8 protein-coding genes, 2 tRNA genes and 2 rRNA genes are annotated in these 14,111 nt (G+C 37.8%); 5 read left to right on the top strand and 7 right to left on the bottom strand.

Annotated elements, in window-relative coordinates; all coding sequences use genetic code 11:
• Window positions 1-2: 2 nt before the first annotated feature.
• Genes LNQ34_RS22800 through LNQ34_RS22790 form a run of 3 tightly spaced genes read right to left on the bottom strand, consistent with a single transcriptional unit; the run spans window position 3 to window position 4,625 of the window.
• Window positions 3-2,435, bottom strand: coding sequence for an AAA family ATPase (locus LNQ34_RS22800; RefSeq protein ID WP_202703506.1), 2,433 nt, complete (start codon window positions 2,433-2,435; stop codon window positions 3-5).
• A 4-nt stretch (window positions 2,436-2,439) separates the two neighbouring features.
• The gene (locus LNQ34_RS22795) at window positions 2,440-4,197 is read right to left on the bottom strand and encodes a hypothetical protein (RefSeq protein ID WP_202703505.1); all 1,758 of its coding nucleotides are present in this window, start codon (window positions 4,195-4,197) and stop codon (window positions 2,440-2,442) included.
• A gap of 8 nt (window positions 4,198-4,205) precedes the next feature.
• On the bottom strand, window positions 4,206-4,625 hold the full coding sequence (locus LNQ34_RS22790; RefSeq protein ID WP_017496372.1) for a GPW/gp25 family protein: 420 nt from the start codon (window positions 4,623-4,625) through the stop codon (window positions 4,206-4,208).
• A gap of 158 nt (window positions 4,626-4,783) precedes the next feature.
• On the opposite strand from LNQ34_RS22790, the gene LNQ34_RS22785 reads away from it, so the two are divergent.
• The 5 genes from LNQ34_RS22785 to LNQ34_RS22765 all read left to right on the top strand — a co-directional run bounded on the left by LNQ34_RS22785 (window position 4,784) and on the right by LNQ34_RS22765 (window position 10,111).
• A complete protein-coding gene (locus LNQ34_RS22785) occupies window positions 4,784-5,239 on the top strand; it encodes a hypothetical protein (RefSeq protein WP_026109973.1) in 456 nt (151 codons plus the stop codon).
• Between the two features lie 2 nt (window positions 5,240-5,241).
• Window positions 5,242-6,606 carry a DUF5458 family protein gene (locus LNQ34_RS22780; protein ID WP_202703504.1) on the top strand — a complete coding sequence of 455 codons (1,365 nt, stop codon included), beginning with the start codon at window positions 5,242-5,244 and terminating at the stop codon, window positions 6,604-6,606.
• Window positions 6,607-6,825: 219 nt separating this feature from the next.
• A complete protein-coding gene (locus tag LNQ34_RS22775) occupies window positions 6,826-7,389 on the top strand; it encodes a Crp/Fnr family transcriptional regulator (protein ID WP_202703503.1) in 564 nt (187 codons plus the stop codon).
• Between the two features lie 64 nt (window positions 7,390-7,453).
• Complete coding sequence (gene lpxA / locus LNQ34_RS22770) at window positions 7,454-8,227, top strand: acyl-ACP--UDP-N-acetylglucosamine O-acyltransferase (RefSeq protein ID WP_230001416.1); 774 nt, start codon at window positions 7,454-7,456, stop codon at window positions 8,225-8,227.
• A 1,674-nt stretch (window positions 8,228-9,901) separates the two neighbouring features.
• Window positions 9,902-10,111: a hypothetical protein gene (locus LNQ34_RS22765; RefSeq protein ID WP_230001414.1), complete on the top strand. Its 210-nt coding sequence runs from the start codon at window positions 9,902-9,904 to the stop codon at window positions 10,109-10,111.
• Window positions 10,112-10,335: 224 nt separating this feature from the next.
• On the opposite strand, the gene rrf is transcribed toward LNQ34_RS22765, so the two are convergent.
• The 4 genes from rrf to LNQ34_RS22745 form a co-directional block, all read right to left on the bottom strand.
• A 5S ribosomal RNA gene (gene rrf / locus LNQ34_RS22760) occupies window positions 10,336-10,445 on the bottom strand.
• A 177-nt stretch (window positions 10,446-10,622) separates the two neighbouring features.
• Window positions 10,623-13,503, bottom strand: a 23S ribosomal RNA gene (locus LNQ34_RS22755).
• A 188-nt stretch (window positions 13,504-13,691) separates the two neighbouring features.
• Window positions 13,692-13,765 (bottom strand) — tRNA-Ala (locus LNQ34_RS22750).
• A 147-nt stretch (window positions 13,766-13,912) separates the two neighbouring features.
• Window positions 13,913-13,986, bottom strand: a tRNA-Ile gene (locus tag LNQ34_RS22745).
• Window positions 13,987-14,111: the final 125 nt, after the last annotated feature.

The following is a 14,111-nucleotide window of genomic DNA, read 5'->3' as shown; positions in this document are numbered from 1 at the left end:
TCTTATTTCTTTTCCCAGATAAATTCATCCCCTTTTATATCCAGAACAATACTTTCGTTCTCCAAAATAGCTTCGGATATAATTAGTTTTGAAATGGTTTTCTTTAGATAAGTTCGTACGGTTCCCGCAATAGGTCTGGCACCATATTTTTTAGAAAATCCTTTATTGGTCAGATACTCTAAAGCCGAATCAGATAAATCAAAAGAAATATTTTTGATCGTTCTTAACTGTTCCTGCAGACGGCTAAGATGCAGTTTAAAAATAGCTTTGGCGATTTCTATATTGATCGGAGCAAATGGAACTACTTCAGTCAAACGTCCTAAAAACTCAGGTCTGAAATGCTGACTCATAATATCAATCAACTGATTAGAAGTGGGTAAATGACCGCTTTCTATCTGCTCCTGAATCCATTGGCTTCCAATATTTGAGGTAAAAATGATAATTGCATTCGAAAAATCACCTTCACGACCCAATTTATCATGCACTTTTCCTTCGTCCATAATCTGTAAAAACACGTCGTAAACCGAACTGTGCGCTTTTTCGATCTCATCAAAAAGTACCACCGAATAAGGTTTCTGTCTGATTTTATTCACCAGCATCCCTCCTTCTTCATACCCCACATAACCTGGAGGCGCACCATACAATAACGCCGCCGAATGTTCTTCCTTAAACTCGGACATGTCAAAACGAATCATCGCATTTTCGTCATCAAACAGCAGTTCTGCAAGTGTTTTCGTTAATTCTGTCTTTCCTGTACCGGTTGGTCCCAAAAAGAAGAACGAACCAATAGGCTGTTTCGGATTGCTCAAACCACTTCGGGATTCGATTATGGCTTCTGAAAGTGTTTTAATAGCATGTGCCTGCCCTTTTACTCTCTCTTGTAATTTGTCTTCAATCGTGAGAAGTTTTTCCTTTTCTCCTGCACTTATCTTTCCTAATGGAATTCCGGTTGCATTGGAAACGACTGCCAAAATCTCAGACTTTTTAACCACAGTGATTTTCTCCTTTGCTATCGCTTCGATATCAGCTGATAATTTTTCGATGGCATCAAAAGTGATTACTTCGTCTTTTTGTTTTTTTGAATTTTCGGCAGCACTAATTTTACTGGTTACCACACAGCTAATTCTGTTGAATATTTCTTTTTTCAGCAAACTCATCCTTGATTCGTCGGCAGGGTCAGCTTCTTTTATCTGTTCTTTTATTTTTACAATTTCAACTAAGGAATTGGCATTCGAAACAATTACCGAGGAAGCTGTCCGGTCTAATAAATCAATGGCTCCGTAAGGCAGTTTCTTTTCTTTATAAAATCTTTTAGACAAATGAATGGCTTCTTCTATAACTTCATCGTCAATCCCTATCTTATAATGCTTTTCTAATTTATTTTTATAAATCCCCAGACATTCCAGTAATAAAGCATGATCGAGTTCTTCGATAAAAATGTTTTCAAACTTTCCGTCAATAGTCGTTCCTTCGATCGATTTTCGATACGAATCTGAATCAATAGAAGCAATAATGTTAATCGTTCCCTGAGTTAACTGTGTATTGATGATATTGATTACCGCATTTGATTTTGAGCTTGATGAATTTAACAACACCTGTATGTCATCAATAAAAAGTATGCTCTTTCCGTTCTTGGATAATTTTTCGAAAATTTCAATCAATTTCTTCGAAATCTCATTTTCACCGCTGCAATTGGCAACAAGTTTAGACACGTTTAAAGAAAGTACCAGTGTTTCTTCAAAAAAATTAGAATCTGTTTCGTGTAAACTGTAAATCAGATTTTTTATGATACTTGTTTTTCCAATACCCGATTCTCCAATCAACAAAATTCCGTGATTTTCGTATCGTTCAATGTTTTCAAGTATCAGTCTTACCTCCTTATTTCGGCCAATAATAGCACTACCTTCTTCGATTATATTTTTTCTGTAGAGTGTATCACAATAATTAATATCAACAGTTTCTTCTTTATCGTCATTATCTACCAGATTAAAACTTTTTTGAGTATTGCGAAGCCCAAAATGTTTTAAAAGTTCTTTATCGCTTAAATTTAAACCGTCGATCTGTTTATCACTGTATATTAATCCGGGTTTAATAATGGCAATAAAAACACAAAAAGCATCAATAGAATCTGCTCCCAATCTGATTTTATTGAAATTTGATTCGGTAAAAACATTTTCGATCTCTGCATCGGCAATAATAATGTTATCATTGCTCTGAGAGGATGTATACACTTCCTTTCTTACATCAAACCACTCTCTTATATAATCTATGTCTTTTGATAACGTTTTTAAAACCTCTGTCAATCCTGTTGGCTCATATAACAGTGCATAGGCTAAATGCGGAACACCGTAAGTGCTGTGTCCATCCTGAATAGCCAACGATTTAGCAGATTTAATGGCAGATAGTAAGCTGGGGCTGTAATCTAATTCATTCATAACTTTAGTTTATGGTAATTTGAAATGGGATGTTCATCACGGATTGTTTCTCTAAGGTTTCCTTCAAAAACAATCCTATTTTTTGCTTGTTTTCTATCTGTAAAGCATACTTATCCTGCAAAATAACTTTTACATCAATGGTTCTGAATACTCCTTTTTTTCTTTCATTGCTAATGCCAACCCCATCGGTAATCAATACCTCTTTTGTAATGTTTCTTAAATGATAATGAACCGCAGATTTTATGTCTTGTTTTGTTACCAGTCGCTCTTTGGATAAAAAGCCATATCGAAGATTGATTAATTTCTCGACTTTGTTATTTCTGTAAATTCCGCCAAGCGAAGTCGTCTCAAAAACGGTAGAATCCTGAACTAATTCTGATAAGACCGTTTGTTTTAAAACGGTACCTTTTTTTAAATTATTAGCCACCTGACCGTTTGAAGTCCAATACGAACAGTACAAAATTTTAGATTTATCGGTTTCATGAATCAGAGCATAAACTTCCTCTTCATTGACCTGACTGTAACTGCTGGTAATCTTAGTTTCAATTGAATTAATTTCTTCATTGATTTTAGTCATTGTCGCATCAATATAATCGGCATTGATATTCGAAAAAGAACTGATGTCTTCACGTAAAGCTCTGGCTAATTTTTTAAGGAAAAACTTTGCCGTTCTGGAATCGTAATTCTCTAATCCGCCATAAAAAACGGTATAGGTATTTGAAGTGATAGCATTAGGCTGCTTGATTCCATTGATGAATTCGATGTTTTTTTCGTTAAAAACTTTCATCACATCCAAAAAGTGCGTGTTTCTCTCTGCCTTCATTGGAAACAGACGTCCTTCCACCTGAGCATTATGAACTCTGTTGTTCAGTTTTCGGTTGACGATCGGGAATGTGTTGATCTTTATCTGAATTTTATCAAGCTCCTGTTTGGTAAAGATTTCAGGAAATACAAACTCTAACCAAATAAGTTCTGTATTCTTTTTAGCAGATTTTAATGCTTCTTTTTCAATGTTGAATTTGTCTAGTAAAGACTCGTAAACCAACTTCTCCGGATTCAGTTTTAACTTGTAAATAAAATTTTTATAGTAGGATTTTATCGCTTCAACGTAATGCTTGTTGTCCTGAACTTCCGCAAAACTTTCATTTTCAAAATCAATAGCATTTCCGTGAGTATCTCTCACCGTAACAAACTGTAAGAAAGCATCTAACGAAGAATTATCTGTAACAAATGTAAATTTCAAAGATTTTAACTTCTCCAGATTTTCTTTGGAAACATCCAGTCCGATCCACATCCTGTGATCCGAAATTTTACAATGCACCGGCAAGCGATTGACATTTTTAAAAGAATCGATCAATAAGGAATCATAGAGCTGAAAACCAACCTCACCCTCTATAATGCTTTCGTTGGTAAAAGGAGTAAAATGAATATCATAATCAACATTGGTTGCAAAAGTCGATTTTATAATAAATTCAGCATCACTGTTGAGTACCACAATACCATTTGTTGCAGCTGTACTTGCTAAAGCGTGAGCCGGCATAGGCAAATTCCATTGACTTGGCACAATTTCCTGAGCAATGCGTTCAATAATTTTATTATCAGATTCGATTCCTTCGTGATACAAATAATAAAGTTCATGAACAAAAACGTCTAATAACATCATGACCAAGGGGTCGGCCATGTTAATATTTTCAATTCCCCAGATCTCTAAACACTTCTTTTGTATTCTATTTTTTATTTCAATAAACTTAACGTCTTTCATATTTTGTACTATTGAGAAATTGGGCTTATATTCAATTTTGTGTGAAAGCTAAATGGCATCAGACTTTCGATAATGTCTCCTTTTACGACTATGTTTGCTTTTCTTCTTATGCTTGATCCCAGCTCCGTATTATCAATTTCATCTAACGAAATAGTGACTTCACTTAAGGTTAATCTCCTCTCAAATTCAGTAATCGACTTTAACAGGGATTTTCTAACCAAATCCTCCCAATCTCTTTTCTTTATATGTTGATTAAACTCCAGGTCCCAGATGACAGATCCGTAATTTGGGATCTCGGGAATCTCTCCAAATGAAGTGGTAATAATCATCATGATGTTATAAGCAATCGATTCTTCTATCTTACAAAAATTATCCTGTGAACCTCTCACCAAAGATTTAAAATTAACAGGGTATTTCAGGTATTTCATCTTTTGTCGAAATTTAGTTGTTTTTTATAAAACTAAAGGTTCAAATTTTAATTTTAACACATTGCTACAAAACTCCAAATAAAATACTTACAAATCAATATTATTTTAAAGTATTTTTTTACTAGTTTTACAAAATCAACTAAAAATCTTATAAAATTATGAGCATGTTCAATTATGGTATTGGTGGCAATGAAGTAAAAGTTGACGCCAGTGAATCAATTTTGGAAATTCCTTCGAACAGAACATTACTAATTCAAAAACTTACAAATGAGCAGCCGGTTGGCCCCGAAGCTGTCTATGATTTGCAGACTGTAGAAGCGGTTTTTGAGAAGTACAAACCTAGCGTAGACTTTGAATTTACAACGGAACAAGGTTCCGATTTAAACGAATCGATGGTCTTCCAAAACTTAGGAGATTTTGGAGCAAAATCTATAAAAGAAAACAGTCCTTTTCTTAATAAATTAAACACTGAAAAGGAACAAGCGTACAAAATTGTTCGCCAGCTTTCGAGCAACAGAGCTTTAATAAAAGCAATCCAGGACCCGGCTGTTAAAGAAGCGGTAATCGAATTACTTCAAAACGCTAAGAACGAAATTAACAACAACAAACAGTAAATATGGCAACTCAAACTAAAGAACAAAAAGTTCAAGGTTCTTCAAGCGAACAATTAGTACAAGAATCCCCAAGCAAAATAAACCTGTTAAACGAATATGGAGGTTTTGCTTTCTTAGAAAACGTAATCGACGGATTATCAAACTTAAACCCGACCAGAAAAGCTAGAAAAAATATCTTTCTTAACGATGCTCAATGGGAAAGCGAGAGAACTACTCTTAATAACAGACTTGATTTGTGGCTGGATTTACTAAAAGGAAATAATTCTGTTGAATCCATGATCGAAGTGGCCAATGCAAAAGCAACATCAGCAGATGCAACATTAAATAAAAACCTGAAATACGCCTTAAACACTACAAGAGAACTAGAAACTTCTTATCGTAGTGTCGCTTTGTTCTACAAAAATGCTGAAAGCGATAAAATCAAGAACGTAACGATCGTAAACGCCGATATAACGCAATTAAAAGATTTAGACAATACTTTGTTTATTGATTATGTTTCGAATGAATTAAAGCAAAATTTTGACCGTCTTGATTTGAGAAAAAACTACTCTATACTTTCAGTTCCAGGATATTTAGGTTCTAACGCTGTTTTAGAAAAATGGTCCAAAATAGCTCACGAGAATAAAACAGTATTACTAACTGACTTCCAGGATCTTGAAACTCCGGATGATGTTATCGATATCTTCTTCAATGCCAATCATACTGGTGGTGATGTGTACAAATCAAACACTATTATGACTTGTAACTATTTGTTAGGAAGAAGTAAAAATAACGAAGTTGGAGAAGAAGACAATCTTTATGTACCACCATCGACTTCTTTAGCAGGTAAAATATACAAAACATTGATGTCTCAGGTAGTTGCCGGTAAAAAATTCGGAGGCTTAAACGAGGTAGAAAGCGTTCGTTTTGACCTGAAGAAAAGTGAAATCTCAGAAATTGAAAAAATGGGATTGGTACCAATGGTTAATGAGTACAGCAAAATTATGGCTTTCTCTGCTAAAACATTGTTCAACGGAGACAACTTAGGTTTACAAACCTACTCTGTAGTACGTGTATTCGACCATATTACCAAAGTACTTTTCGATTTCTTAAACAGAAGAGCTTTCGAGAACTGGACTACCAGAACTGAAGCTGATTTAAGAAGCCAAATCATTAAGTTCCTTGACGGAATTAAAGGACCTACTAATCTTATTGAGAAGTTTACCGTAATGAAAATTGAGCAGGATAAAACTCAAAAAGACAGAATCTTACTAGATATCCACATCACACCATACTTCCCGGCTAAAAGTTTCGTAATTCAGTTAGACGGACACAAAGGAGATGGTCCTGAAGAAGCTGTTTGGCATAGTGATTACAAACAGGTTTAATTCATTTCTACCCTAAAATCTACCCCAAAAAATACTCTTTTGGGGTTCTTTTTTTTACTGGTCATCCAAATAAACAATGCATCTAAACAAAACAGAATTCGCATAATACACTCAGCAATGTTTATAATGATAGTTCTTCTAAGAAATAGACTATATTCGTTATTAATTAAACCTAAATTTGGTCTAATTTTCAATAAATAAACCAACTAAATAAGGGCAATGGAAGAGCTTCTTGCATTTATAAACAATTTTCAGGCACTGGATCAAGAGACCGAAAAGGCAATAAAAAACCACTTCAAAGAAGAATCCTACAAGAAAAATAAAATTATTATAAATGAAGGGCAAATTTGCCCCAAAATTTACTTTATAAAATCCGGTTCAGTACGAAGATTTTTTTATAATGACGGAGAAGAGGTAACTAAATGGATTTATACCGATCATCAATTCATCACTTCATTGAGTAGTTTCTTTGAACAGAAACCCTCATTTGAGCTTTTTCAGGCATGTGAGGACACCATACTTTATTCATTATCGTACACAGATGAGCAAATTCTATTAGAATATCCTTTATTTTCTAAATTCTATATTAAGCTGCTTAGAATTTATCTGTCAAAATTGAACGAATTTCATCATTTTTATAAATCCATGAATGCTCAGGATAAATACTTCTACTTATTAACTTCATTTCCTCCTATTATTGCAAAATCAAAACTAAAACATATTGCCTCGCTTATCGGTGTAAGTCAGGAAACATTGAGCAGAATAAGATCTTCAATTAATTGATTTTACATCAAGAAAAAATCATTATATTTTTCCAACATTTGCTTTTCATATAAAGACAATCAAATTGAAAAATATAACTATAGGCAAAAATGCAATTATTGGAACAAACGTTCATATTGGTAATTACACAACTATTGAAAATAATGTAATTATTGGTGATAACACTTGGATTGGCAATAATGTAAACCTACTTGACGGTGCTAGAATTGGCCGGAATTGCCAAATACATCCCAATGCAGTATTATCAGGAACCCCACAAGATTTAAAATACAAAAACGAATATAGCACTCTGGAAATTGGAGACAACAATATTATCAGAGAATTTGTTACTATAAACAAAGGAACTCAATCAAAACAAAAAACAGTAATTGGGAATCATAATTTAATCATGTCCAACACTCATATCGGACATGATTGTTTCATTGGTAATAACTGCATTATAGGTTTTAATGTGGGAATGGCAGGAGAAGTAATGGTGGGCGATTACGCAAATATCAGCGGATTAACAGCAATTCATCAATTTTCGATTATTGGGGAACATACTATGATTAGCGGCATGAGTCGTATTGTCAAAGATGTACCACCATACATACTCGTTGCACGTGAACCTTTAAGTTTTGCAGGATTAAATACCATTGGTTTACGAAGAAGAGGTTTTAAGATTGAAAAAATGCAAGAACTACAAGAAATATATCGTATTATCTTTCAGCAAAAAAGAAATACCTCTCTTGCATTAGACTTTATCGAAAAACACATGAAGCAAACTTATGAGCGTGATAAAATATTAGATTTTATAAAAAATTCATCCCGCGGAATTGTAAAAGGAAACAGCATTTAATCATACTAATATCTCATTTAAACATCAATCTATTAAAGACAACAATTTTTATGGCGTTCCCCTACGGGTCGGGCTGTCCGCTAAATCTTTTGCGATAGAAGTTTCAGTTTTTTTTATGTACAGTAAGCGCAAAAGGATATCACTCCCATCCCTAACGCAGTCAACGATAAAAAGAATATTTAAACCATAAATCATCTATGAGCTAATTTCTAACCGCAAATAGCGCAAAGGTTTACGCAAAGCACGCAAGGAAAAAGGACTGAAAACCCGAAAAGCAAAGAGCATGATGCGAGGCACTACGTATGAACCAAAATGAGCCTCAACTATCGCCCTGAAAGGGCAAAAGAAAACCAATTCTTACTAGTTTTTAATACCGAAAAATCGATCTTTTCCAGAAAATGATGTTCAAAATCATAGAAATTCCTCTCTTTATGTCGAGGCTTCTGCCCTTTCAGGGCGAAAATGAAATTATTTCTATTTATTTCATAGCGCTATGCACCATGCTCTCTGCTTTTCGGGCTTTCAGCCCTTACTAATATTTAAGAGTATTTACTCTAAAAAAAGCAAAAGCCTAACCTCAAACGAACAACCTGCCCCTTAACAACTACTACATAAAAATCCGTTGTATCATCTATGTGCTATTTTTTAACCGCAAAGAACGCGAAGGTTTACGCAAAGCACGCAAGGAAAAAGGACTGAAAGCCCGAAAAGCACAGAGCATGGCGCGAGGCACCACGTATGAACCAAAATGAGCCTCAACTATCGCCCTGACAGGGCAAAAGAAAACCAATTCTTACTAGTTTTTAATACAGAAAAATCAATCTTTTCCAGAAAATGATGTTCAAAATCATAGAAATTCCTCTCTTTATGCCAAGGCTTCTGCCCTTTCAGGGCGAAAATAATATTATTTATATTTATTTCATAGCGCTTCGCACCATGCTCTCTGCTTTTCGGGCTTTCAGCCCTTATTAATCTTTAAAAGTATTATGCCAAATATTGCTCTAAAAGAGCAAAAGCCTAATCTCAAAAGGAACAACCTAGCCCTTAACAACTACTACATAAAAATCCGCTGTATCATCCGTGTGTTATTTTTTTTAACCGCAAATAGCGCAAAGGTTTACGCAAAGCACGCAAGGAAAAAGGACTGAAAGCCCGAAAAGCAGAGAGCATGGTGCGAGGCACTATGTACAAACCAAAATGAACAGCAAATATCGCCCTGAAAGGGCAAAAGAAAACCAATTCTTACTAGTTTTTAATACCGAAAAATCGATCTTTTCCAGAAAATGCTGTTCAAAATCATAGAAATTCCTCTCTTTATGTCGAGGCTTCTGCCCTTTCAGGGCGAAAATGATGTTATTTCTATTTATTTCATGGCGCTTTGCACCATGCTCTCTGCTTTTCGGGCTTTCAGCCCTTATTAATCTTTAAAAGTATTATGCCAAATATTGCTCTAAAAGAGCAAAAGCCTAATCTCAAAAGGAACAACCTGGCCCTTAACAATTAATACATAAAAAATCCGTTCTGATCCGCGTTTTCGCCTGGCCAATCCGTATCGTTCGCATACTATTTTTTTAACCGCAAAGAGCGCGAAGGTTTACGCAAAGCACGCAAGGAAAAAGGACTAAAAACTCCAAAAGCAAAGAGCATGATGCGAGGCACTATATCTGAACCAAAATGAACAGCAACTATCGCCTTGAAAGGGCAAAAGCAATTTCCATCTCTACAAATCAAAAAAAATCCGTTTTGATCCGCGTTTTCACCTGGCGAATCCGTATCATCCGTGTGTTATTTTTTTTAACCGCAAACAGCGCGAAGGTTTACGCAAAGAAAAAAGGGCTGAAGGCCCGAAAAGCAAAGAGCATGGTGCAAAGCACTATGAAATAAATAAAAATAATGTCATTTTCGCCTTGAAAGGGCAAAAGCAATTTCCATCTCTACAAATCAAAAAAAAATCCGTTCCAATCCGCGTTTTCGCCTGGCGAATCTGTATCATCCGTGTAAAATTTTTTTTAACCACAAAGAGCGCGACGATTTACGCAAAGCACGCAAAGATTTAAAAAACGTTATAAAACAAAAAACCCTATCCGATTTGGATAGGGTTCTTAAAAGAAAGGCGACGACATACTCTCCCACATAACTGCAGTACCATCTGCGCAGGCGGGCTTAACTTCTCTGTTCGGGATGGGAAGAGGTGAGCCCCGCCGCAATAACCACCTTAAGGTTATTAGTAATTAGTTGTTAGCCCTTAGTAATTAGTCCTTAGACTCTTTACTACTCACTCTTCACTAGTCACTTTCCGCGTGCGGACAATATTTTAACATACTGAGATAAAGAAACAAATAAGTTTTTTTGTTAAGAAAGTTTCCTCCCTCCGATTGCTCGGAGGGAAAAGGGTGTACATAAGCTTACGGATTATTAGTACTACTCGACTATGACATTACTGCCTTTACATCTATAGCCTATCAACGTGGTCATCTTCCACGATCCTTAAAAGAAATCTCATCTTGTGGTGGGTTTCGCGCTTATATGCTTTCAGCGCTTATCCCTTCCAAACGTAGCTACTCTGCGGTGCCCCTGGCGGGACAACAGATACACTAGAGGTTTGTCCAATTCGGTCCTCTCGTACTAGAATCAGATCCACTCAAATTTCTAACGCCCACAGTAGATAGAGACCGAACTGTCTCACGACGTTCTGAACCCAGCTCGCGTGCCACTTTAATGGGCGAACAGCCCAACCCTTGGGACCTTCTCCAGCCCCAGGATGTGACGAGCCGACATCGAGGTGCCAAACCCCCCCGTCGATATGAGCTCTTGGGGGAGATCAGCCTGTTATCCCCGGCGTACCTTTTATCCTTTGAGCGATGGCCCTTCCATGCGGAACCACCGGATCACTATGCTCTACTTTCGTACCTGATCGACCTGTATGTCTCTCAGTCAAGCTCCCTTATGCCATTGCACTCTACGCACGGTTACCAAGCGTACTGAGGGAACCTTTAGAAGCCTCCGTTACTCTTTTGGAGGCGACCACCCCAGTCAAACTACCCACCAAGCACTGTCCTCTTCATCGAAGAGTTAGGCCTCAGATAAACAAAGGGTTGTATTTCAACAATGACTCCACAACGCCTGGCGACGCCACTTCACAGTCTCCAACCTATCCTACACATCATTTATCCAAGGTCAATACTAAGCTATAGTAAAGGTGCACAGGGTCTTTTCGTCCCACTGCGGGTAAACGGCATCTTCACCGTTACTACAATTTCACCGAGCTCATGGCTGAGACAGTGTCCAGATCGTTACACCATTCGTGCAGGTCGGAACTTACCCGACAAGGAATTTCGCTACCTTAGGACCGTTATAGTTACGGCCGCCGTTTACTGGGGCTTCAATTCAATGCTTCTCCGAAGATAACATCTCCTCTTAACCTTCCAGCACCGGGCAGGTGTCAGGCCCTATACTTCATCTTACGATTTTGCAGAGCCCTGTGTTTTTGATAAACAGTCGCCTGGACCTCTTCACTGCGGCCCCGATTACTCGGGGCGACCCTTCTCCCGAAGTTACGGGTCTATTTTGCCTAATTCCTTAGCCATGAATCTCTCGAGCACCTTAGGATTCTCTCCTCAACTACCTGTGTCGGTTTACGGTACTGGTACTAATTACCTGAAGTTTAGAGGTTTTTCTTGGAAGCCCTTAGGCGCACTATCTCTTTGTCCGAAGACTCCGAGTACTATCGTATTTCACCATTCTCTACGGATTTGCCTATAGAGAATATAGCTAGGTACTTCAACGAACTATTCCGTCAGTTCGCGGCGCTTTCATCACTCCGTCACCCCATCACAGTAATTAGTAGTACGGGAATATTAACCCGTTGGCCATCGACTGTCCCTTTCGGGTTCGCCTTAGGACCAGACTAACCCACAGCTGATTAGCATAGCTGTGGAAACCTTAGTTTTTCGGTGTGCGGGTTTCTCGCCCGCATTATCGTTACTTATGCCTACATTTTCTTTTCTAACCAGTCCAGCATACCTTACGATACACCTTCAACCCTGTTAGAATGCTCCCCTACCACTTTGTATTACTACAAAATCCATAGCTTCGGTAATATGCTTATGCCCGATTATTATCCATGCTCGTCCGCTCGACTAGTGAGCTGTTACGCACTCTTTAAATGAATGGCTGCTTCCAAGCCAACATCCTAGCTGTCTGGGCAGACAAACCTCGTTCTTTCAACTTAGCATATATTTGGGGACCTTAGCTGATGGTCTGGGTTCTTTCCCTCTCGGACTTGGACCTTAGCACCCAAGCCCTCACTGTTATCAATCATTATATAGCATTCGGAGTTTGTCAGGAATTGGTAGGCGGTGAAGCCCCCGCATCCAATCAGTAGCTCTACCTCTATATAACTAAAATAACGCTGCACCTAAATGCATTTCGGGGAGTACGAGCTATTTCCGAGTTTGATTGGCCTTTCACCCCTACCCACAGGTCATCCGAAGACTTTTCAACGTCAACCGGTTCGGACCTCCACACTGTGTTACCAGCGCTTCATCCTGCCCATGGGTAGATCACACGGTTTCGCGTCTAACACTACTGACTAAAGCGCCCTATTCAGACTCGCTTTCGCTACGGATCCGTGACTTAATCACTTAACCTTGCCAGCAACGTTAACTCGTAGGCTCATTATGCAAAAGGCACGCCGTCACCCCACTAAAGGGCTCCGACCGCTTGTAAGCGTATGGTTTCAGGATCTATTTCACTCCGTTATTCACGGTTCTTTTCACCTTTCCCTCACGGTACTGGTTCACTATCGGTCTCTCAGGAGTATTTAGCCTTAGCGGATGGTCCCGCCAAATTCAGACAGGGTTTCACGTGCCCCGCCCTACTCAGGATACCACTATCTATTATACTTGTTACCCATACGAGGCTATCACTCTCTATGGCTCGACTTTCCAGTCGATTCTGGTTCCTTGTACATAAAATGTCGTGGTCCTACAACCCCAACAATGCCGTAACATCATTGGTTTGGGCTAATCCGCGTTCGCTCGCCACTACTTACGGAATCACTTTTGTTTTCTTCTCCTCCGCCTACTTAGATGTTTCAGTTCAGCGGGTTTGCCCACCTATCGGTGTACTATGTCTTCAACATAGTGGGTTGCCCCATTCGGATATCTACGGATCAATCGATGTGTGCTCGTCCCCGTAGCTTTTCGCAGCTTATCACGTCCTTCTTCGCCTCTGAGAGCCTAGGCATCCCCCATACGCCCTTATTTTGCTTATTGTACCAATCTTGCTATAAAACAAGACCGTTTTTCTTTGTCTTTTGTTACGAATAACAAAAAACGCTTTCTACTTTCTTATTATTTTCTTATCTCAATATGTCAATGAACTTTGTTTCGCTTTAGGCTTTAAGCAATACGCTTTAAGCTTTTTAGCTTACGGCCTACAGCTTATAGCTTATAGCCCTTAGTGGAGAATAACGGAGTCGAACCGTTGACCTCCTGCGTGCAAGGCAGGCGCTCTAGCCAGCTGAGCTAATCCCCCATTTTTTAGTTGTCAGTTAACAGTTCTCAGTTAACAGTACTTAAAACGGTCACTCAACCTCTAAAATTTCCTTTTAAATTAAACTTACAGTCTTTTTAGTTATTAATTATCAATTGTTAATTATCAATTGTCAATTGTTTTAAAAAGTAGTCCCGGGCAGACTCGAACTGCCGACCCCTACATTATCAGTGTAGTACTCTAACCAGCTGAGCTACGAGACTCTGTTTTTACTTAATTCTTTTCATTTTTTTAAATTAACAGCAAGAGTAATACAATCTCCAATTCAGAGACCCATAAATAATCATCTTTTTTCCTTAACGTGCACTAGGCTAACATTAAGGCTCTA

Source organism: Flavobacterium lipolyticum (assembly GCF_020905335.1).
Taxonomy (GTDB): Bacteria; Bacteroidota; Bacteroidia; order Flavobacteriales; family Flavobacteriaceae; genus Flavobacterium; species Flavobacterium lipolyticum.
This window is presented reverse-complemented; position numbering and strand designations above follow the sequence as displayed.